This is a genomic window from Thalassospira sp. UBA4513 (assembly GCF_002388495.1).
Classification (GTDB): domain Bacteria; phylum Pseudomonadota; class Alphaproteobacteria; order Rhodospirillales; family Thalassospiraceae; genus Thalassospira; species Thalassospira tepidiphila.
In genome coordinates this window covers 59518-79226 of record NZ_DGMR01000005.1, presented here as the reverse complement: position 1 = coordinate 79226, position 19709 = coordinate 59518, and the positions used below count along the sequence as shown (strand labels likewise).

Genomic DNA, 19709 nt, shown 5'->3' with positions numbered 1-19709 from the left:
CCGCATGGTGCGTGGCGCGGTTTTTAGCAGCCGGTCAAAGGTGGTGCAAGCGCTTTTTTGCCAAGATTTTTCAATTTTTAGCCGCGTTCTTCCGGCGGTAGAAACCGACCCTGCATCGGGCACGTTAAAGTTCACCTGTCAGGCTTTGGTAAGGCGGGCAGGTGAGGGGGATGTTTGGGATTGCAAGGCGCACATAAGCACCACCTGAGACTGCATTGTGAAATGCTGCCCAGTGAGCGAGATCGTCTGCGGTCAAGAGGTGTGGGGCTACTCGCGCGGTTCTGCGTAGCGTTCGGTCAGTTTGGTCAGAGCCGCGACAGTTGCCTGTTCGACGGTTGAGCCAAAACCAGTCACGCGGCCGGCCAGAATGACATAAAGCGAGTCGATGTGAAGCTGGATCACCAGCAGCTGTTTTTCGTTGGCCGTGGTGCGGTCGGCAACGAAGATTTCCATCGATTTTGCGATCTGCGTCATCAGGGGATACTGGAAAGTGCCGCCCAGGGCCTTGACCGAATATGCAAGGTCATTTGCCGCGATGATGGCTTCTGGCCGCTTGGGCTTGTCGTGCAGGGCGTTGATTACCAGTTTGCGGCATTCCATCAGGTCCTTGCCGATGTCACGGACAAAGGTCTCGGAGCTGCGCTGTACAACCTGTTCGAGCTCTTCAAGCTGTTCAGGTGACAGGTTGATGTCAAATCCCTTGATGAAGTTGACAGCTTTGCGTTTCAGATCGGTCTGCGCAGGGATGATCTGCACATTCTTCTTTTTCTTAGGTTCTTCCGGCTTCACGATGGCTCCGCTTCCCCAGTCATAATGGGTCATTCGTCAAGGCTCCTACGATCAGGACCATCAAACTGGACCTGTCTGCGACGTCGGTCCGGGCCAAAATACGTTCCAGTGTTAATGAAACGTCTTGGTCGGGCGATGACCGAAACCAGACGGCTGTAAAGTGCCTTGGCGTTAAAGGGTTTGGCAAGAAATTCAGTAATCCCAAGGTCACGTGCCGTCGTCACATAACGCATCTCGGAATGTGCGGTCAGCATAATCACCGGAATGAACCGGTTTGGCGAATTGGTCGAATTGCGCATGACATCGAGGAATTCAAGGCCATCCATGCCGCGCAAGCGCCATTCACAAATCACGATATCAATTTTTTCGGTGCGTAGTACGTCAAAGGCATTATTCGGCGATTTTACACGCTGTATATGACTGGCTCCGAGATAGGCGAGCGTGTCATAGACCACCTGAGCTGAAATCTTGTCCCCGTCAACGATCAGAAAACTAATCTTACTAAAGTCTATTTTCGCGTTCATCCGGCCTCGGTTCCTGAGCATCATCACGAAATGCGTCGCTGTTCAGGGGGATACAGCAGCAAATCTAAACAGTTGCTGATATATAAACCCTTATACCTTTGTCTGGTTTCCAGCAAGGCCAAACCACTCTGTGTTCAGCCCGAAAATCTGACAAATACTGACCCCAAGCCAGCTGAAAAATTAGAACAAACGACGTTTACGTCTTTTTGTTTTTGATGCTCGTGTCCGGTTTGAACACACCCAATATTGGGCCTTTTTTTCAATAGTAAAGAGGAAGATCTTTTTTATTTCATGGGCTTGGTGACGCCGTCGTCATCAATCACCTTAACGGCAACACCGGACTCCTCGAACATTTCGGTCGATATCTTCATATCTTGTTCCCAGCGTTCAAGAAAGTCCGGGGTCAGTTTTGACTTGTCGACATAGACCTCGGCGATGCCTGCCTGGATGATTGCGCGCGCGCAATCGCAGCACGGAAAGTGCGTCACATACAGGGCGCAGCCATCAAGCGATGTGCCGGTGTAACTGGCATTATAAATAGCATTGCGTTCGGCATGTTCGGTATAGGCGTATTTTTCCGGACGCTGATGGCGGCTTTCGACTTCGTCATCGACCCCGCGCGGAAACCCGTTATAGCCGACAGCACGAATTTCTTTTTTCGGGCCGATGACAACCGCACCGACCTGGGTGCTACGGTCTTTTGACCAGTCTGCAATATGGGCTGCAAGTCCAAGAAAGCGATGGTGCCATTTGCTCATGAAAAGGGTCCTGTCTGCGCCGTAAAATTGGTCTGTTGGGTATTCGTTTTTGACCGGCACGTTTCACCGGTACGGGTTCTTTAAAGAAGGTGCTTCTTGTAATTGTCCAGCGAAAAATCACATTTTTGTAAAGGCATTTAATGAAAAGTCCCTGTTCAAATAGGGGCTGATTGATTATTAAGGGGTTACCCCCAGAAAAGATCAGGACGCCTTTTCGTCTCGCCGCAGATGCAGGCCGAAGCGGGAAGGATCACGTGTAAACCGAATAACAAGAGGTAGCAGCCGATGCGCCGTCAACGTAAGGCGAAGATCATCGCGACCCTGGGGCCGGCAAGTTCAAAGCCAGAAATCCTCGAGAAAATTGTGCAGACAGGTGTGGATGTGTTCCGCCTGAACTTCTCGCATGGGGAACACTCAGAACATCTGGCCCGTTTTGAAGCGATCCGTGTCGTCGAAGAAAAACTCGGCCGGCCGATCGGTATTTTGATGGATCTTCAAGGTCCGAAAATTCGTGTTGGTACCTTTGCCGACGGTGAAGTTGAACTCACCGCCGGTGATACGTTCAAATTCGATATGGACAAGAAGCCGGGCGACAACAAGCGTGTGTCGCTTCCGCATCCGGAAGTCTATGCAGCTATCAAGCCGGGTGCGAACCTGCTGCTTGATGATGGTAAGCTGCGCATGCGTGTCGAGAAATGCGACGACAAGTCGGCCGAATGTACCGTCATTACCGGTGGGCCGCTTTCCAACCGCAAGGGTGTCAACCTTCCGGATGTGATGTTGCCGCTCTCACCGCTGACCGAAAAGGACCGTGCCGATCTGGATTACGGTCTTGAGATGGGCGTTGATTTCGTGGCGCTGTCCTTTGTGCAACGTCCCGAAGACGTTGCCGAGGCCCGCAAGATCATTCAGGGCCGTGCAGCCATCGTTTCCAAACTGGAAAAGCCGCAGGCGATTGATCACCTTGATGAGATTGTCGATCTGTCGGACATGATCATGGTTGCCCGTGGTGACCTTGGTGTCGAATGCCCGCCGGAAGATGTGCCGATCCTGCAGAAACGTATCATCAAAGCGTGCCGCGAAGCCGGCAAGCCGGTGATCGTTGCGACCCAGATGCTTGACTCGATGGTGTCCAACCCGGCCCCGACCCGTGCCGAAGCATCCGACGTTGCGACCGCGATCTATGACGGTGCCGATGCGGTGATGCTGTCAGCCGAAAGTGCGGTCGGCAAATATCCGCTTGAAACCGTTTCGATCATGGACCGTATCCTACGCCGTGTGGAGCAGGATGAGCTTTATTACCGGATGCGTGACGCCAACCGCCCGGATCCGGAACATAACGCCCCGGATGCAATCAGTGCAGCCGCCCGTCAGGTGGCGACCACCATCGGGGCGAAGGCAGTTGTTAACTATACATCTTCCGGGTCGACGGCATTCCGTGCTGCACGTGAACGTCCGGAAGTGCCAATTCTTGGCCTGACCCCAAGGATTCAGACCGCACGTCGTCTGGCCTTGTGTTGGGGCGTGCATCCGGTCTTTACCCGCGATGCGACCAACTTTGCCGAAATGGTCGGAATCGCCACCGAAGTGGCAAAGCGTGAGGAATTTGCAGGACCGGGTGATTCGCTTGTTATCACCGCCGGTGTGCCGTTCGGAACGCCGGGTGCGACCAATATTCTGCGCATTGCATGGGTCGGCAATAATTAACGCAAGTGAGTGCGTGTAACGATTTTCGATGACGGGCGTCCTTTTGGGGCGCCCGTTTTCATTTGCGCAGATTGCCAGAAGTCCGTCGGCGCGCAGGTTTTTCGATGGCAATGGGCAGGAGGGGGCATAGACCCCTGTATCGTTAATGTTTTTTTGAGTCTTTGCGCCGATAGTCATTCTGTAATCAAGGCTCTGTCTGTTGATATGTGCCCTTGAGATTGGGTTATGAAAATTAGACGCCTTGTCTGGTTGTGTATCACTGTCAGTTTGGGTTAAGCTGTTCTGACAAAACACAAAAATAAGGCATCGCAACGTCGATGCCGATACGCCGCCAGGCACGGGACCAGGGGAATTACTGCGATAATGCTGAGTTGGATGTTCAATCGGCAGAAAAATGCGGGCGATGGGGGGCTTGATGATAAAGCCTCTGCCAAGCTGCGTGATCTGGCCGACACTGTTCGCACCATCGCACCTGAAACGTTTGGATCTGATACAGGTCGCGTTCAGGGTCGCGCGATTCCCCGCAGACATGTTTCCGAAAATAACGCCGATGCATCGGCCCTTGAACACGCAGCCCGTCTTTCGTCTGAATTGGACGCGCTGGACGATGCCGAGGATGTACCTGATTTTGACAGCGACGTGCGCATGGATGTGGCGCGCCGTCTGCGTCGGCATCTGACAGATTTGAGCCCGTCCGAAAGACTGGAAATGGTTGACGAGTTCGTTTCGGCGATTGCCAATATGGGCGACTGTTATCGCCCGCAGGTGATTGCGCTGATCGAACAGGAACTGGGTCATACCCCGTACATGACCCGTCAGGCGGCCAACCGTTTACGTCAGGATATTCAGGCGATTGGCCGGGTGTCGATTGCCGATTATATCGAGCTTCTGAGCGATTCCGACTTCCTTGATATCATGCGCGGGCGCGGTGAATTCATTCAAACCGCAGCCGAACGTGAACGCGCCGAGCTTGAGGCCGCCGCCAAGGCCCGCCTGATCGAGCAGCAGGCGGAAAAGGAAAAGGGCGGTTTGTTGAACCGGTTGCTGTCATCTGATGACGCGCCGCGGAACGTTGTGCCGATGACGCCGCATTTCGTTGAAAAGACAACAAAGTCAAAGGCGCCGGAGAACGATATCCTCGGTGGTCAGAACCGAATTTCGCGTCAGGCCCAGCGCCGCATTGCCCATTTCATCATGGCGTCCCTGTTTGACACGCTGGTCGAGCAGGGCCGGATGCGGACCGAGGTTGCCCGTGCGTTGCGCCAGTCGGTCCGTCAGAGGATTGAAAAGGCCCGTTTTGAAAACCGGGTGCTGATGCCGTCGCGTGATAGAGACATGGTTGTCGAGATCGCAGACAATGAAATGGTCGACAACGATGTCATTGAGGCAACAGATGCCAAGATGACGATTGACCAGTATGTGCTTGATGCCCTGTCGCGCAATGATGATGCGCTGGTGGTGCAGGCACTTGCCCATTACGCGCAAATCCGCGCCAACGCCGTTTCCAAAATTCTTGATTCCGGCAGTGCCCGGGCGATCACAGCCCTTGCATGGCGGGCAGGGATGACTGCACCTGCAGCAGTCGTCTTGCAGATCAGTAACGGTATCCCTGAATCGGCAATCGAAAGCCCGGCGGCCGGTGGTCGCTTTGCGATGGCAGCTGCCGATATGGATTGGTACATCGATTTCTTTAGCGACATGAAGCCTGTAGCTTCGCGCATGAAGGTCGAAAAAGAAAACGAACCTGCGCCGGCATCTGCACAGACGGCAAAGCCAAGCGGCAGGACCATGTCGCGCGGTCAGGGACTTCGACCGCGCAGCGGGCGCAACAGTGGCGGGCTCGAGGGGCTCGTCTCTGACAGGCGGTCCAAAGGTCTCAAAGAGGACTGAGTGCCATGAGCAGCAATCACGGCATCTCTTATGACGGGCTGAAACATGCCCTTACCATCAAGGAAAGCTATCTGTCTGGCGAGCCGCTTACCGTGACCGGGGCGGCCAAGCAGCAGCGTCTGTTGATGCCGGAACATTTGCTGAGCAACGACCTTGCCCTGATGCAATATGACGATCCACTGGCCCTTGCCGTGATCGCAACCAGGGATCCAGAAAGCCCGATGGCCTTGGCTGCTGCGATCCGTATGGGACCGCATGCCAAATGCAAGGAACTGATTACCGGGGTCTTTGAAGTCGTTTCCGAGGCAACCAAGCATGAACTGGTTGCCGATTGCGCCAAGCTTCTGACCAAGAACGCATTCAGCCCAGAAGCATTCCATCTTGTGCGCACACGCGCCTCCAATCACGTCGTGGAGATCCGCGAAGCCTATCGCCGGGCGATGGGGGATAACCTGCGCGCGTTGCTGGATGGCAAGATGGCCGCGCGCGAGTTTGTCGAGGAATTCATCGAACTGGCATCAAATGGCAACCTTAGGATTGATATCTATCGCCGTCTGGTGATGAAACTGATGCGCTCAGACGCAGTGCGTCCAAGTGTGAAATTCATGCTGCTGGAACGCCTTGATCGTTTCCCGCAGATGGTAAAGCTTCAGATCGTCAATGAAGTCAATTCGGCACCCGATACCCCGGAATACCAGACCCTGAAGCAGGAATTGCGCTGGATCTACGAGGCAAAACAGAAACAGCAGCTGCCACATGCCAAGCAAACGCCGATCAATGCATCGGGCAATGCTGATGCATCCGGGCCGCGTATTACGGCGGCTGATCTTGTTGGGCGGTCACAGATCGATTTCGGGGCGGCTACGGGCATGCATCGCCGCAACAGCATCATCAAACCGGCCGAGCCGACCTTGAAACGCAACGCGACGCCCAGCATCATGACCAGCGGCGGCTTCAGCACGCGCGAACTTTCTTCCTGGCTTAACTAGGGTTCAGGCCCTGAGCTTTGCTGCCGATGCGCTTGGCGTGTGGTTAGCTCAGCATCTGTGATGTCGCGGTATTTGCCGGGACATGAACATGCAGGCCAGCCTGTTTTTCCAGATATACGGTACAAATCACGCGCACAAGCGATGCGAAATTCGGGATGTCACCACGTTGGGCGACGACCTCGTCGTGGATTTTGCCGAGAAACTGCGGGGTGCTGAAACCTTCACCCGCGGCGATTTCATCAAGAATCTGCCAGAAACGCAGCTCCAGGCGCAGGCTTGTAACAACACCATTGATCCGCACAGACCGGCTGACAGACTGATAAAGTTCCGGGTCAGTTCCAGAATAAATCTGACACATTTGAACGCCCTTTCCTGTTTGTGCCGCTGTTACGAGATGTGCAGCGGTTTTCTTTTTGTTTGGCGCAATGGTCGATCAAATGGCGCCCAAACGCAATCACCGTTTGGGCGCCGATACATTACAAATTGATTTCAGTGCCAAGAACCTTGAGGAAAGCCGCCATCCATTTTGGATGTGCCGGCCAAGCCGGTGCGGTTACCAGATTGCCGTCGATGCAGGCATCATCAATGGCAATGTCGGCATAGGTCCCGCCACCAAGTTTGACTTCAGGTGCGCAGGCCGGATAGGCGGAAACCTTGCGACCCTTGATGATATCGGCTGCTGCAAGAAGTTGCGCACCATGGCAGACAGCAGCGATCGGTTTGTTGGCAGCATGGAAATCACGCACCAGACGAATGACATCTTCGTTCAGACGCAGATATTCCGGTGCACGACCGCCGGGGATGACTAGCGCGTCATAGTTTTCGGCTCGCGCCGCCGCAAAATCGGCATTCAGGGCAAAGTTGTGGCCGCGCTTTTCGCTATAGGTCTGATCACCTTCGAAATCATGGATAGCCGTTGCAACCGTATCGCCGGCATTCTTGTCCGGGCAAACGGCGTCGACATGATGTCCAACCGCAAGCAACGTCTGAAACGGCACCATGGTTTCGTAATCTTCGGCATAGTCGCCGGTGATCATCAGAATTTTTTTCGCAGACATGTTTTATCCTCCCGCTTGTTTTCATTTGCCGCCTTTGGGCAAGGGCAGGGAACTATACGCCTGATACAAGCTGGGCGGGTAACAGCGGGGTACTACGTGCGAGGAAGTTGACGTGGTGTACGTTGTAGCGTCTGTCACCCAAATAAAAAAGAGGCCCGTCTGGGCCTCTTTCGAAATGCGGTTCTGTGAAAAAGAAGATCAGCTTTTGGGTGCTGTCGGCTTTTTCGCAGCCGTGGTTTTGGTCGCCGTTTTCGATGCGGTCGACCGTGAACGGGTTGCCGGTTTCTTGGCTGCAGTTTTTGCCGCAGGTTTGGCGGCCGGCTTTGCAATGGATTTTGCGGTGCTTGCGGTTTCTGCACTTTCGATAACGTGCAGGTCGCGTTGTGGGAAGGGAATAGAGAAACCAGCCGCTTCGAGTTCCGTTTTCGATTTACGGGTCAGATCGAAGAAGGTCGGCCAGAATTCACTGGTTGCAACCCAGCCGCGTGCGGTCAGATCGACCGAGCTTTCGCCAAGGGTGGCGACAAAGCTCATCGGTTCCGGATCCTTCAGTACGCGTTCATCGGATGCGACAAGGTTTTTAAGAAATTCGAGGGCCGCATCAACATCGTCATCGTAGGAAATGCCAACCTTGATATCGAGGCGGCGGGTTGGGTTGCGCGAATAGTTTTTGATCGCGCTATTCCAGATTTGCGAGTTCGGCGCAGAAATAAACACACCATCCGGCGTTTTGAGCAAGGTGGTAAACAATGTTATTTCAACAACGGTGCCTGAAATCGAACCAGCTTCGATAAATTCATCGATTTTGAGCGGACGCAGGATAAGAATCATGACACCGGCGGCAATATTTGATAGTGTCCCCTGCAGGGCAAGACCGATTGCCAGACCAGCGGCACCGAGAACGGCGATGATGCTGGTTGTTTCAACGCCGAAGTTCGACAGAACGGCGACGATTACGAAAATCAAAATCACGTAACGTACAATGCTTGATGCAAGCGGCTTTAACGTCGCATCAACAAACTTTGTACTCTTTAGGGAATGGCGGACCAATGCAGCCGCCCGGCCGGCGACCCACCAGCCAACAATGAGTATCAGCACAGCGCCGAGCAAATCGAGGCCAAAGCCCAGTGCAAATCCTTTAAGCATTTCTGTGATGGTCGCTACATCGGTTTCGATCATTTGAACCTCGTCCGCTCCGTGTCATAATTGTGTTGATTGCCAACCATACTTCTGTATGAGAGGATTAGCATTACAGGTTTGAGTGCGCTTGAAAAGTAGGACGCCAACACCATTTTTTTTTAGATGGCTGGAACAAACCAGAATTCTGTTCGTTTAAGACCATAATTCCACCATCATTGGTGTTAAGTTATTAGCTGAAGAACAACCTTAATGACAGGGGTAAGACATGCAGATCAATCCGAAAATTCTTTGTGCTCTTGGTGGCGTTGCGCTTCTGAGTGCATGTAGCAGTGTGGACAACAGCGGCACCGCGGTACCTTACGGCGGTAACCCGTTCACCTACAGCAGCTCGGTCTCGTCTGCGCTCTCGTCCGAAGAGCCGACCACTGACTTCGGTAAAGCGCTTAAGGCCGAATATCTTGCATACGCACAGCGCGAAGCTGACGAATGGTATGACTTCTTCGATGCCGACTTCTTTGCGAAGAAAGCCGGTCGCGTAAGCGGTGACACCATCGTTCTTCCGGAAGATCCGGCAAACTGGCGCTTCTCTGATGAGGAAATTGCACAGAAACGCGCCGTCCGTGACGAACTTCTGGCCCTTCTTGATGACGGCAAGCGCGAAGCAATGCCGGCAACCGCAGCGATCGCACAGTCTCGCTTTGACTGCTGGGTCGAGGAAAGCGAAGAAGGCTGGCAGACCGAGCTGATCAGCCAGTGCTGGAAAGATTTCGAAGCTGCAATGTCTGAGCTGCGTGCAGAACAGCCGGCCGTTGTTGTAGCCCCGGTTGCCGCTGCTGAGCCGCGTCTGTTCACCATCTTCTTCGATTTTGACAGCGTTGCGATCACCCCGGTTTCCGAGCGTGTTCTTGATGCAGCTGCTGAGCAGTGGGCATCCTCGATGGGTGATATCACCGTCGTTGGTCACGCTGATGCCGCCGGTCCGGCAGCATACAACCTGCGTCTGTCCGAACGTCGTGCCGCAGCAGCCCTTGGCGAGCTGACCGGTCGCGGTGTGAAAGGCGACATGGTTTCGCAGGATGCTGTTGGTGAAGGCGATCTTCTGATCCCGACTCCGGATGGTGTTCGTGAGCCGCGTAACCGTCGTGTGACGATTTCTGTCGACTAATCACCGACATTTACCAAATCTTCGGCAACGAGGTGGTATAATGCCACCTCGTTGTTTTTCTATTTGGTTTTGACGATCTGGCGATTTTTCGCGGAAACAGGTGTTGAATTTGGGATTAATGTGAATAATCTCTGGATTGTATTCCTGATTTAAGTGAGAGGCGGGGACAAATGCTGAAGGCCATCAAGACGGTCTTTTCGCGGCGCTCGGGGGGCGTTGCTCTTGCAGTTGCTACACTGGCAGTTGCAACCATGTCGGTCTTGCCGACTGCGCGCGCGGCAGACAAAACACCGGTCGTTCCGTTTGAACGTTATTTCGCTGACTTGCGCGGCGACGGAAAGACCCTGCGTTTCAATGCGTTCTCCGGTGAAATTCCGGGCACGCGAATCAAGGAACTTCTGCGTTCTGGCCAGGTCATTGGGGATCGTATCCTGCTGGCAGAGGATGTCGCGGTTTATTTCCCGGATGGTTACATCGTCCAGTCGCAAACGAACTTTGCGAAATATGTGCCGAAATACGGCGTGAAGCCGAGTGAGGTTTCTGGTCGTGACGATCTGGTTGAAAATCCGCGTTATGCCCTGATCAATCGTTTCGATGTTATTTTGGGTCGCGAATGCGCGCGCACCGAATATGCCAACGGATTTGCTGCCCTTCGCATCAAGCCGGATGGCGTAATGTCGCTGGTACTTGAAACAGCCGGTCACTTCGACACGATTGTTGATGAGCAAACCACGGCATACACCGTGACCAGTGCCGTGCAGCCGGTATTTATCGGCAACCAGGGCCTTGTCCCGGATCTGATTGCGCAGTGCGGGCTCAGCTAAGCTTTTCAAAGATATTTTGAAACGACAAAGGCACCGGATCATCCGGTGCCTTTTTTGTTGTCGTGATGCGATGGCGTCCTGTTGGACCGGTGCTTTAGGCCAGGCGCGGCAGTTCAATTGCCGGGCAGCGATCCATGACCGCGGTCATGCCGTTTGCCTTGGCCTTTGCGAAGGCCTCTGGATTGATCACGCCAAGCTGCATCCAGACCGACTTTGCGCCGATTGCGATGGCATCATCGACGACGCCAGCCGCGTCTTCGCTGTTACGGAAAATATCGACCATATCGACCGGATCGGCGATATCGGAAAGCTTTGCCACAACAGTCTGACCGTGAATGGTGCCACCAGCGTGACCTGGATTGACCGGAATAACTCTGTATCCCTGATCAAGCAGGAACTTCATCACCCGGTTTGACGGGCGTTCCGGCTTGGGGCTGGCGCCCACAAGCGCGATGGTCTTTGTCGTTTCCAGAAGCGCTTTGATTTCCGGATCGGTGGGATTTTGAAATTCGGCCATTTGGGTTCATCCACTTCGGGTGATCACTGTATATGATTGTTATATGAGTGGTGGCTTCCTGCAACTTTGATATGCGTCAGTAAGCTTATCATGGGCGTGCAAATGGCTGCCCTCGCGGAAAGTTGATGGCAATTTAAGTGACGGCGACCACCAAATGCTTTTTGACTGGGGGATCGGCGAAACCTGACAGGGTTATTTTGTATGTATCCATGGCTTGATCCATCCGGGCGGTTTTCCTTTTTCAAACTGGCTGTCTTTGTTGCACTTCTTGTGCCCGGCATCGTGTTGTTGTGGCCGGTCATTGCCGAGGGCGGGGCAACCATCCCGGTCAAGGAAGCCATTCTGCAAAGTGGTGAATGGACCATCCGGATATTACTGATCACGCTTCTGGTGACACCGCTTCGCCGCATAACCCGATTTTCTAAACTGGTACAGGTGCGCCGCCAAGTTGGTGTGGCTGCCTTTTGCTATGTGGTGATCCATTTTGGCCTGTATGCGATCAGCCAGAATCTTGATGTTGGCCGCATTGCCAGCGAGATCGTTTTGCGGATTTATCTGACAATCGGGTTTGTTGCCCTGATCGGGTTGGCGGTTTTGACCGCGACGTCCACCAAATCAGCGATGCGCAGACTGGGGGCCAAGTGGGGGCGCCTGCATAAACTGGTTTATCCGATTGCCGTGCTTGGCGTGGTGCATTTCTTTTTGCAGTCCAAGGTCGATGTCAGTGAAGCAACGCTGATGGCCGGGATGTTTGTTGGCCTGATGCTATATCGCTTTGCCCATTGGCGGGGATGGTCGCTTAGATCTACTGTGACTTTGTCTGTCATTGCGGTGATTGCCGGGTTGGCAACAGCCGGCATTGAATATGCCTGGTATGCCTTGGCGACCGGTATTCCGGCCGATCGCGTGGTTGCAGCCAATCTTGAATGGATGTGGCCGTTACGCCCGGCATGGAATGTGGTGTTGGCCGGTGTCGCGATCAGTGTGATTTCTTTGTTCGGGCGAGATAAACCGGCACGGAGCTGGATTGCCCGGCTCGTTGGGAATAGCAGCGTCACCGCCGAGGCATCATCGCGTTAAGTGGCATAACCCGCAATGTCTGTGGTTTCGTGAAATTCCGGTCCACCGTCGGCTGACTGACAGTGGACCGGGTTGGTGTGATTATTCCGAGCGAATCTTGCTTAGGAAGTTGTTGGTTTCGCGGCGCAGATTGACCGAGTACTCCATCAGTTCATGGGCCGATTTCAGAACCGTATCGGCACTTTCGGTCGACCGGACAGCAGCCGCGCTGACCAAGCTGATGCTTTCGGTCACACCGCTGGTCCCGACAGAAGCATTTTCAACACTGCCGGAAATCTCCTGAGTCGCAGCGCCCTGTTCTTCGACTGCCGCCGCGATGGCGGATGCGCTTTCGTTAAGTTCACCGACAATATCGGTGATCTCGTTGATTGCGGTTGAGGACAGCTTGGTCGCGTTCTGGATACTTTCGATCTGCTCGGAAATTTCCTGTGTCGCGCGACTGGTTTGGGATGCGAGGTTTTTGACCTCGTTGGCGACAACCGCAAAGCCCTTGCCAGCTTCGCCAGCACGGGCGGCCTCGATCGTGGCATTCAGGGCCAGAAGGTTGGTCTGGGCCGCGATGTCGTTGATCAGGGCGATGACATCGCCAATACGTGCTGAGGCCTCGACAAGGCCATCCACCGTTTCGCGCGTGCTGGTTGCCTTGTTCGAGACATTGGCGGCTACCTCGCTTGAATGGTTGGCCTGACGGCTGATCTCCGTGATGGAGGCAGACAGTTCCTCGGACGAGGCGGCAACGGTCGCAACGTTGTTCGATGCATTTTGCGCGGCATCCATGCCGATCTTTGCCTGTTGGGTCGTTTCATCAGCCGTGCCGGACATGACGCGGGATGCGTCGTCCATTTCGCGTGCCGCGTTTTCAAGGCCGTCGATGATGGCCCCGACTGTATTTTCGAATTCATCGGCAAGCTTGCGACCGAGAGTCTTTTTCTCTTCCTCGTTTTTCCGACGCAGTTCTTGTTGTTCGGCCTCAAGGCTTTTCATGCGCTGTGCGTTGGTCTGGAAAATTGTGACCGCGCTGGCCATTTCGCCGATTTCGTCCTTTTGATCCTTTGCCGGGACTTCGGTGTCGAGTTCGCCGCCAGCGATCTTGTTCATGGCCACGGTCATGGCCCGGATCGGATGAGAGATCGACCGGTTGACGCTAAAGGCGATCAGTAGTGCGACCAGCAGGGTTACAATACTTACACCCAGTGACAGGGTGGTGGCGTCGTTGATCGCGCTTGCAAAGAAACTGCGATCAATGCCCATGACGACAATGCCAAGGTTCTGGCCGCTAAAATCCGTGATCGGGCGCGCCATCAGGGCCAGTTCGGTGCCCTCGGCATCCTGCGGGGCAAGGATCTGTTCGCCGTCACGAGCCGCGGCAAGTGTGGGCGATGCAATATCAAGGAAACCTTCGGGGAAGGTGGAGGCAAAGACTTCAAAGGTGCCGTCACGGTCAATCAGAAGGGCGGCATCGGTGTTGGAGTGTGCCTTGAAGTTTTCAAAGAAGGCCGGACCAAAGGATAATCCGAATTCAACCGAGCCGACATGCGTCCCATCGTTGAAAACAGGCGTGACACCGCGCATGCCAAGACCGGCAACACCGACTTCCAGGCCGCTGATGGGTTGTTGTTTTGTGTTGGTTTCAACCACTGTTTTGCGGAACGAAGACAAATCGTCACCGAATTTATCGAGCTTATGAACCCTAAGGAACGAGATCGCCGGGGCCTTATGGAACTGGAACTGACGCACGCCATGGTTTTCTTTGAGTTCAGCGAAGCCAGGGCCGAAAATATCGGCCAGCGTATCGCGGTCATCTTCCGCCATGGCTTTCTGGGCGGCGGGGATGGTTGCGGCAAAATCCGCCATCGCAAGCGCACGAGCGGCTTCCATGTCCAGCGCACTTCGCAACTTTTCGAAATTGACGCGCAGTTCGCGTTGTTCAGCACCTGCGACAATGTCACGTTCAATGGAAAGATTGATAAGCCCGATCACCAATGCCGTCGCAAAGGTTATAAAGATCATCGCGATACTTAGTCGCGGACCTATTTTCAAAGATTTCAGCATGTCCACACTTCCCCGCCTATCTATTGTTTTTCTTAGAAGAATTATAAATATTCATTCTTCTGAAGACTTGCGGAGATCATCTAAACTCAACTTTGAGTTTATGTGAATACCAAATAATACGGGTATTTATATATCTAAAGGTTATAATATTGCGGTAAATATAGGAAAACCTCCAACCAATCGCCTGAAGCAAATTTTTGACGATTGGAGGAGGCGACGGTCTTTTGGGCGGGGTGGGCTGCTTAGCCCGCTGCGCGGCGGGTGAGGGCGGTCAGCAATCCAGCACCAATCATCACCCCGCCTCCGATGCGTGTCAGGCGACGCAGGGCGGATGGGTGGCGGAACCGTTCACGCAGCGCACTTGCCATTACCGCCCAGATCGCAACGTTGATGGCGGCCAATATGACAAAGGTCGCGGTCATAATCGTAAACTGTGGCAAAAGCGGATCGCCAGCAGTCACGAACTGCGGCACAAAGGCGATGAAGAAAACGATGCCTTTGGGGTTCAGGGCGGTAACGATATAGGCCTGCAGGAACATGCGCGACGGACGGTTGCGTTTGGCATCCGGGTTGTCATGCAGGGCTTCGGGCTTTTCACGCCACATCTTGATACCAAGATAGATCAGATAGACCGCCCCAACGAGTTTGAGCACGGTAAACGCCTCGGCGGAGGCCGCGAGTAACGCACCAGCCCCGGCCAGCGAGATCGTCATTGCGGTGAGATCGCCCAGTGCAACCCCCGGAACCGTTGCCCATGCAGTTTGTTTACCCTTGCCCAAGGCATAGCTCACGACAAGCATGATGGTCGGGCCGGGGATGGCCAGAACCACAGCACAGGCAAAAGCAAAGGCAAGCCAGATTTCAAACGACATGGGGCGTACTCCGAAAAAGGTATCTGTTGACAGAATGCGTCATTCCGAAGGGTTTGCAAATACCATCATAAGGTAATCTGCCGGATATAGGGCAGTCTACTCGTGGCGCCAGCTCGGATGGCGCTTTTCGATAAAGGCGCCGATCCCTTCGCGGGCATCATGTTTTTGCATATTCGCCGTCATGACGTCGGATGCATAGGAATAGGCCTGCGACAGCGGCATTTCGAGCTGTTTGTAAAATGCCTGTTTGCCAAGCCGAACCGTCATGCCCGACCGGGCGGCAATCCCGGCGGCCAAGGCATTGGTGTGTTCTTCAAGTTCATCATCACCGACCACGTCTGACACCAGTCCCATGGCAAAGGCGGTTTCGGCATTGATCGGATCGCCGGTCAGAAGCATCCGCATGGCATGCTTGCGGGCAATGTTGCGGCTAAGTGCGACCATCGGGGTAGAGCAGAACAAGCCGATATTGACCCCCGGGGTGGCGAACTTGGCGCTGTTGGCGGCGACAGCCAGATCGCAACTGGCGACAAGCTGGCAACCGGCTGCTGTTGCCATGCCGCGCACACGCGCGATGACGGGTTGCGGCAGACTGACAATCGTCATCATCAGGTCGCTGCATTGTGTAAACAGGCTGGCATGCTGATCACACTCAGTGATGCCATTCATTTCCTTAAGGTCGTGCCCGGCACAAAAGACAGGCCCCTCGGCTGCCAGAATGACACATCTGACGGTGGTCTCCTTGGCGATCTTGTCAAAGGCGTCCTTAAGGGCCGTCATCATCGCCCCCGACAGGGCATTGCGGCGTTTGGGGTTGTTCATCGTCAGGGTGACAAAGCCGTCATTGTCTGTGCGTGTGACAAGCTCTGGCTCGGTTGTGGAAACGGTCATGGCGGGCCTCCCGGATGGCTGTATGTGTTTGACGTTTTTTGATTTTTAAAACACGGTATACCGTAGTAGAATTACACGCAAAGGGTTAGCGGCCTGTGCCAATAATAAAACCCTGGGGATGTGCCGAATGTTATTCTGTCTTTGCCTGATCAATAAAAATTAATTCGGCAAGTGGTTGTGCATGAGTAAAGATTTCCCAAATCGGCGGGGGCGGGCACCGGGGCGCTTTGTTCCGACCCGGACAGTCCGTGAGTCTGTGCGGCTGACGAAACCCGTGCGTGAAACGCCCATCAAGCGGTTTGACAGCAAGGACATGATGGAACGCGATCTTGAAAGATATCGCGCAGAGGCCCGTGCACGTCTTTTACAGAACGGCTTTGATATTCCAGCCTTTCTGATGCCCAAACCCAAGATCAATCCTGAAGACGAAGACGCCGGTGATGCCCCCGATCCTGTCATCGAGGAAGATCTGCGTCCTCCAGCCATGATCGGGCCAAAGCCAACCATGCCGGTTAAGAGTGAAAAGCGCGCTGATGTGAAAAATCCGGCTGCGGTTGCCGCGGCAAAGGTCAAACCTAATCGCCATGTCTATGTCCCGGACAAGGCAAGCGGGCTTGTTTCGATGTTCCTGCCAGACGATAGCCAGCTGAAATCTGACGCATCAGACGCGGCCGGCGCAGGGGGCGGACAATTGGTGCGACCGCAGGATCTTGCAGCCCATGAAGCTGCCCAAAGGGCTGCCATCGACAAGGAACGTAGCGCCTATGACGACTATGTCGACAGCCTGAATGGCGGTAAGACATTGCTTGATCGGACTCGGGAAAAGGACAGCCAGGGCGGCGATGTCGGCAATGACATTGCAGGCCGGGTAGACGACCTGAAAGAGACCGAGGTTCGAAAGTCCCGCATCAATCTGCCAGATAGCGAAGACAACTGGGCCCTGCATGAAGACCTTGATGCCAAACGTCAGGCGATTTTGCAAAAGCAGGGAAAGTCGTCGGGATCTGCAAAAGGGCAATCATCGAAGGGGCCTAAACAGCCAGGTGAACCCTTGGGCTTTAACAAGATGATCGCGCGGTTGGCAGCCTACATGATTGCAGCGGTGGCTGTGGGCTATGTTCTGGTTCTGACGGTCAACGAATTTTCGGCAATTCTCGGCAGATAACACAGATAAAAAACTATTGCCGAACGATTGCCTTAATCTCCATATATTAGTGAGGAATTCGGTGGTTTGACGTCAGGGCTGTCTAGGCCTTGCGCGTTGCGCAACGATAAGAACAAGGTACGGGGAAGATAGAGCGAAATCATCCGAGGCGGGGGCCGCCGTGATCATGGCATGATGGAAAAGATGCCGGGATCAGGGCGAGATAACAGTTCACCCTGTTGCAGGAGGCAGCAACTGATGCTGTGAAGTCGCCATGATGTATGACGAAACCGGTCAGGAAGACCGTCAGCCTGTTTACTTGCCTGAGAACCGTTTTCACTGGGCATCCAACGACGAAGTCGACAAACCGCTGCGTGATCTTTCGCGTGGGCCTGTTCACACCCGGTTCAGGCAAAAATCCGATCAAGGGCCGGGTATGTCGCCCGGTGAGTGGATGCGTGAAAATTTGCCCGGGCTCGGCGCAACGGCGATTGTGGCAATCGTGATCTTGTGTGTTGTGGTGGCGATCTATACCGACGTGGCCGGGATTTTGACCCGCTAGTGGTTGGGGATCTGATGTCCCCTAAAAGCGGTCTGTGTATGCGCAAATTGTTGACGTTAACGTAAACGTTATGTCAGGCTATCTCCCTGAAACAAAAATGCTGCGTCAAAGCAGCTCCAGAGGGAGGCCATCCAAGCCATGAACAGTTCCGTGACCCGGACCGGTGTAACGCCAGCCGACTTTGATGCCATCATGCGCGAGAAGGTCCCGTTTGTCGGCGATATGGATGTCAGGACCGAAAGCCTTTCAGACGATACCGCAATCCTGCGTCTGCCATTCAAGGAACGCTATCTGCGTCCGGGCAATGTGGTGACCGGGCCTGCGATCTTTGCGCTGGCCGATATTGCACTGTATGCCGTGGCGTGGCTTGTGGTCCCCAAGGCGGATCTGGCGGTAACGACCGAGGCGACGGTTCATTTCCTGTCCGGGGCAAAGCCCGGAGATCTGATTGCAGAGGCCAAAATCCTGAAGGCGGGCAGGCGGCTTTTGATTGCCGAATGCCATATTCGATCTGCCGTTGATGACAGCCTTTGTGCGCATGTGATCGGGACTTATGCGATGCCGCCGGCCGAAAAATAGGCTAAATTTGTGTGGTAAAATAATACCTCAACCATTAAGTCATTGATTTAATGTGAAATATTCCTGTTGTTTTCCTGTTGGATGCTGGCATAATGCGCCGACTTTCAACGAGGGAACATTCCCTCCGTGGAACCCAGTTTTCGAGTATAGAAATAATGAAAACCTTCACTGCGACACCGAGCGACATCGAGCGCAAATGGTTCGTGGTCGACGCAGAAGACGTCGTCCTTGGCCGCCTTGCAGCCGTTGTTGCCAACCGTCTTCGTGGTAAACACAAAGCGATGTTTACCCCGCACATGGATTGTGGCGATCACATCGTCATCGTCAATGCCGAAAAAGTCAAACTGACTGGCCGTAAGCTTCAGAACAAGAAGTTCTACTGGCACACCGGTTACCCGGGCGGCATCAAAGAACGCACCATGGACAAGCTCCTGAACGGTGAGCATCCGGAACGCGTCATCATCAAAGCTGTTGAGCGTATGATGAGCCGTGGCCCGCTGCGCAGCCAGGTTCTTTCCAAACTGCACGTCTATGCTGGTACCGAGCATCCGCATGAAGCTCAGAAGCCGGAAGTCCTCGACGTAGCGGCTATGAACGAAAAGAATAAGCGGAGTGGCAAATAATGGCCGACACCAAAACTCTTGAAGATCTCAAGGATCTGGCACAGGGCGGCGAAGTTGCTGCTGCTGCAGAAGGCACCCTGCCGGAGCCGAAGATCGACGCACAGGGCCGTTCCTATGCAACCGGCCGTCGTAAGAACGCAATTGCACGCGTCTGGATCAAACCGGGCTCGGGTAAAGTCACCGTCAATGGCCGTGAGTTCGAAGACTACTTCGCACGTCCGGTTCTGCGCATGGTGATCAACCAGCCGTTCGGCGTAACCAATCGCAAAGATCAGTTCGACGTTGTTTGCACCGTTTCCGGTGGCGGTCTTTCCGGTCAGGCCGGTGCCGTTCGTCACGGTATTTCCCGTGCACTGACCATGTTCGAGCCGGCACTGCGTCCGTCACTCAAAGCTGGTGGGTTCCTCACCCGTGACTCGCGTGCTGTTGAACGTAAAAAATACGGTCGCGCCAAAGCTCGTCGTAGCTTCCAGTTCTCGAAACGTTAAGTCGTTTTCGGGCAACAGGCTCGCGATACTGTTTGGAAAAGCGTCACCCTCGGGTGG

22 protein-coding genes are annotated in these 19709 nt (G+C 54.2%); 12 read left to right on the top strand and 10 right to left on the bottom strand.

What is annotated here, in order from left to right; all coding sequences use genetic code 11:
• On the top strand, positions 1-208 hold a 208-nt coding region (locus B2T33_RS02240; RefSeq protein WP_286791045.1), incomplete at its 5' end, for a hypothetical protein.
• A gap of 59 nt (positions 209-267) precedes the next feature.
• On the opposite strand, the gene B2T33_RS02235 is transcribed toward B2T33_RS02240, so the two are convergent.
• From B2T33_RS02235 to B2T33_RS02225, 3 genes are all read right to left on the bottom strand, one after another.
• Positions 268-822: a transcriptional regulator gene (locus B2T33_RS02235; RefSeq protein ID WP_197145141.1), complete on the bottom strand. Its 555-nt coding sequence runs from the start codon at positions 820-822 to the stop codon at positions 268-270.
• Positions 819-1313 carry a response regulator gene (locus B2T33_RS02230; RefSeq protein WP_008890966.1) on the bottom strand — a complete coding sequence of 165 codons (495 nt, stop codon included), beginning with the start codon at positions 1311-1313 and terminating at the stop codon, positions 819-821. The genes B2T33_RS02235 and B2T33_RS02230 overlap by 4 nt, the downstream gene beginning before the upstream one ends.
• Positions 1314-1597: 284 nt before the next feature.
• Positions 1598-2071, bottom strand: a complete 474-nt coding sequence (locus tag B2T33_RS02225; protein WP_008890965.1) for a deoxycytidylate deaminase — start codon at positions 2069-2071, stop codon at positions 1598-1600.
• Positions 2072-2356: 285 nt separating this feature from the next.
• Between B2T33_RS02225 and pyk the strand changes: the two genes are divergently transcribed.
• The 3 genes from pyk (at position 2357) to B2T33_RS02210 (ending at position 6657) form a co-directional block, all read left to right on the top strand.
• Positions 2357-3778 (top strand): pyruvate kinase, encoded by a 1422-nt coding sequence (pyk, locus tag B2T33_RS02220; protein WP_197145140.1) that lies wholly within the window; start codon positions 2357-2359, stop codon positions 3776-3778.
• Positions 3779-4141: 363 nt separating this feature from the next.
• On the top strand, positions 4142-5668 hold the full coding sequence (locus B2T33_RS02215) for a DUF2336 domain-containing protein (protein WP_197145139.1): 1527 nt from the start codon (positions 4142-4144) through the stop codon (positions 5666-5668).
• A gap of 5 nt (positions 5669-5673) precedes the next feature.
• Positions 5674-6657 (top strand): hypothetical protein, encoded by a 984-nt coding sequence (locus B2T33_RS02210; RefSeq protein WP_197145138.1) that lies wholly within the window; start codon positions 5674-5676, stop codon positions 6655-6657.
• Positions 6658-6700: 43 nt separating this feature from the next.
• Here the strand turns inward: B2T33_RS02210 and B2T33_RS02205 are convergent, their stop codons facing one another.
• The 3 genes from B2T33_RS02205 to B2T33_RS02195 form a co-directional block, all read right to left on the bottom strand.
• Entirely contained in the window at positions 6701-7015 is a 315-nt protein-coding gene (locus B2T33_RS02205) for a ribbon-helix-helix domain-containing protein (protein ID WP_008890961.1), read from the bottom strand.
• 118 nt (positions 7016-7133) lie between these two features.
• Complete coding sequence (locus B2T33_RS02200) at positions 7134-7715, bottom strand: DJ-1/PfpI family protein (RefSeq protein ID WP_197145137.1); 582 nt, start codon at positions 7713-7715, stop codon at positions 7134-7136.
• A 198-nt stretch (positions 7716-7913) separates the two neighbouring features.
• On the bottom strand, positions 7914-8894 hold the full coding sequence (locus B2T33_RS02195) for a mechanosensitive ion channel family protein (RefSeq protein ID WP_197145136.1): 981 nt from the start codon (positions 8892-8894) through the stop codon (positions 7914-7916).
• Between the two features lie 226 nt (positions 8895-9120).
• Here B2T33_RS02195 and B2T33_RS02190 point away from each other — a divergent pair, with 226 nt between their 5' ends.
• Positions 9121-10020, top strand: a complete 900-nt coding sequence (locus tag B2T33_RS02190; RefSeq protein WP_197145135.1) for an OmpA family protein — start codon at positions 9121-9123, stop codon at positions 10018-10020.
• Positions 10021-10190: 170 nt separating this feature from the next.
• Positions 10191-10844 carry a hypothetical protein gene (locus tag B2T33_RS02185; protein ID WP_008890957.1) on the top strand — a complete coding sequence of 218 codons (654 nt, stop codon included), beginning with the start codon at positions 10191-10193 and terminating at the stop codon, positions 10842-10844.
• Between the two features lie 94 nt (positions 10845-10938).
• On the opposite strand, the gene B2T33_RS02180 is transcribed toward B2T33_RS02185, so the two are convergent.
• Entirely contained in the window at positions 10939-11361 is a 423-nt protein-coding gene (locus B2T33_RS02180; RefSeq protein WP_286791044.1) for a CoA-binding protein, read from the bottom strand.
• Positions 11362-11562: 201 nt separating this feature from the next.
• Between B2T33_RS02180 and B2T33_RS02175 the strand changes: the two genes are divergently transcribed.
• On the top strand, positions 11563-12441 hold the full coding sequence (locus tag B2T33_RS02175) for a sulfite oxidase heme-binding subunit YedZ (protein ID WP_197145133.1): 879 nt from the start codon (positions 11563-11565) through the stop codon (positions 12439-12441).
• A gap of 81 nt (positions 12442-12522) precedes the next feature.
• Here B2T33_RS02175 and B2T33_RS02170 read toward each other — a convergent pair whose 3' ends face one another.
• From B2T33_RS02170 to B2T33_RS02160, 3 genes are all read right to left on the bottom strand, one after another.
• A complete protein-coding gene (locus B2T33_RS02170; protein WP_197145132.1) occupies positions 12523-14493 on the bottom strand; it encodes a methyl-accepting chemotaxis protein in 1971 nt (656 codons plus the stop codon).
• A gap of 242 nt (positions 14494-14735) precedes the next feature.
• Positions 14736-15365, bottom strand: coding sequence for a LysE family translocator (locus B2T33_RS02165; RefSeq protein WP_286791043.1), 630 nt, complete (start codon positions 15363-15365; stop codon positions 14736-14738).
• Positions 15366-15461: 96 nt separating this feature from the next.
• Entirely contained in the window at positions 15462-16256 is a 795-nt protein-coding gene (locus B2T33_RS02160; protein WP_120224944.1) for an enoyl-CoA hydratase, read from the bottom strand.
• A 274-nt stretch (positions 16257-16530) separates the two neighbouring features.
• On the opposite strand from B2T33_RS02160, the gene B2T33_RS02155 reads away from it, so the two are divergent.
• The 5 genes from B2T33_RS02155 to rpsI all read left to right on the top strand — a co-directional run bounded on the left by B2T33_RS02155 (position 16531) and on the right by rpsI (position 19652).
• Positions 16531-17421 (top strand): hypothetical protein, encoded by an 891-nt coding sequence (locus B2T33_RS02155; protein ID WP_286791042.1) that lies wholly within the window; start codon positions 16531-16533, stop codon positions 17419-17421.
• 253 nt (positions 17422-17674) lie between these two features.
• The gene (locus B2T33_RS02150) at positions 17675-17962 is read left to right on the top strand and encodes a hypothetical protein (RefSeq protein WP_197145129.1); all 288 of its coding nucleotides are present in this window, start codon (positions 17675-17677) and stop codon (positions 17960-17962) included.
• 138 nt (positions 17963-18100) lie between these two features.
• Complete coding sequence (locus B2T33_RS02145; RefSeq protein ID WP_063090063.1) at positions 18101-18541, top strand: PaaI family thioesterase; 441 nt, start codon at positions 18101-18103, stop codon at positions 18539-18541.
• A gap of 155 nt (positions 18542-18696) precedes the next feature.
• Entirely contained in the window at positions 18697-19164 is a 468-nt protein-coding gene (gene rplM, locus B2T33_RS02140) for a 50S ribosomal protein L13 (protein ID WP_008890948.1), read from the top strand.
• The gene (gene rpsI / locus B2T33_RS02135) at positions 19164-19652 is read left to right on the top strand and encodes a 30S ribosomal protein S9 (protein ID WP_008890947.1); all 489 of its coding nucleotides are present in this window, start codon (positions 19164-19166) and stop codon (positions 19650-19652) included. Before rplM ends, rpsI begins: the two co-directional genes overlap by 1 nt.
• Positions 19653-19709 lie beyond the last annotated feature (57 nt).

What these genes read in the sequence shown, in the direction of transcription:
- B2T33_RS02170 (WP_197145132.1), bottom strand. Translation starts at nt 14,493, where the DNA reads ATGCTGAAATCTTTGAAAATAGGTCCGCGACTAAGTATCGCGATGATC.
- B2T33_RS02185 (WP_008890957.1), top strand. Translation starts at nt 10,191, where the DNA reads ATGCTGAAGGCCATCAAGACGGTCTTTTCGCGGCGCTCGGGGGGCGTT.
- pyk (WP_197145140.1), top strand. Translation starts at nt 2,357, where the DNA reads ATGCGCCGTCAACGTAAGGCGAAGATCATCGCGACCCTGGGGCCGGCA.
- B2T33_RS02230 (WP_008890966.1), bottom strand. Translation starts at nt 1,313, where the DNA reads ATGAACGCGAAAATAGACTTTAGTAAGATTAGTTTTCTGATCGTTGAC.
- rplM (WP_008890948.1), top strand. Translation starts at nt 18,697, where the DNA reads ATGAAAACCTTCACTGCGACACCGAGCGACATCGAGCGCAAATGGTTC.
- B2T33_RS02175 (WP_197145133.1), top strand. Translation starts at nt 11,563, where the DNA reads ATGTATCCATGGCTTGATCCATCCGGGCGGTTTTCCTTTTTCAAACTG.
- B2T33_RS02150 (WP_197145129.1), top strand. Translation starts at nt 17,675, where the DNA reads ATGATGTATGACGAAACCGGTCAGGAAGACCGTCAGCCTGTTTACTTG.
- B2T33_RS02205 (WP_008890961.1), bottom strand. Translation starts at nt 7,015, where the DNA reads ATGTGTCAGATTTATTCTGGAACTGACCCGGAACTTTATCAGTCTGTC.
- B2T33_RS02180 (WP_286791044.1), bottom strand. Translation starts at nt 11,361, where the DNA reads ATGGCCGAATTTCAAAATCCCACCGATCCGGAAATCAAAGCGCTTCTG.
- B2T33_RS02195 (WP_197145136.1), bottom strand. Translation starts at nt 8,894, where the DNA reads ATGATCGAAACCGATGTAGCGACCATCACAGAAATGCTTAAAGGATTT.
- B2T33_RS02145 (WP_063090063.1), top strand. Translation starts at nt 18,101, where the DNA reads ATGAACAGTTCCGTGACCCGGACCGGTGTAACGCCAGCCGACTTTGAT.
- B2T33_RS02160 (WP_120224944.1), bottom strand. Translation starts at nt 16,256, where the DNA reads ATGACCGTTTCCACAACCGAGCCAGAGCTTGTCACACGCACAGACAAT.
- B2T33_RS02215 (WP_197145139.1), top strand. Translation starts at nt 4,142, where the DNA reads ATGCTGAGTTGGATGTTCAATCGGCAGAAAAATGCGGGCGATGGGGGG.
- B2T33_RS02225 (WP_008890965.1), bottom strand. Translation starts at nt 2,071, where the DNA reads ATGAGCAAATGGCACCATCGCTTTCTTGGACTTGCAGCCCATATTGCA.
- B2T33_RS02210 (WP_197145138.1), top strand. Translation starts at nt 5,674, where the DNA reads ATGAGCAGCAATCACGGCATCTCTTATGACGGGCTGAAACATGCCCTT.
- B2T33_RS02235 (WP_197145141.1), bottom strand. Translation starts at nt 822, where the DNA reads ATGACCCATTATGACTGGGGAAGCGGAGCCATCGTGAAGCCGGAAGAA.
- B2T33_RS02190 (WP_197145135.1), top strand. Translation starts at nt 9,121, where the DNA reads ATGCAGATCAATCCGAAAATTCTTTGTGCTCTTGGTGGCGTTGCGCTT.
- rpsI (WP_008890947.1), top strand. Translation starts at nt 19,164, where the DNA reads ATGGCCGACACCAAAACTCTTGAAGATCTCAAGGATCTGGCACAGGGC.
- B2T33_RS02200 (WP_197145137.1), bottom strand. Translation starts at nt 7,715, where the DNA reads ATGTCTGCGAAAAAAATTCTGATGATCACCGGCGACTATGCCGAAGAT.
- B2T33_RS02165 (WP_286791043.1), bottom strand. Translation starts at nt 15,365, where the DNA reads ATGTCGTTTGAAATCTGGCTTGCCTTTGCTTTTGCCTGTGCTGTGGTT.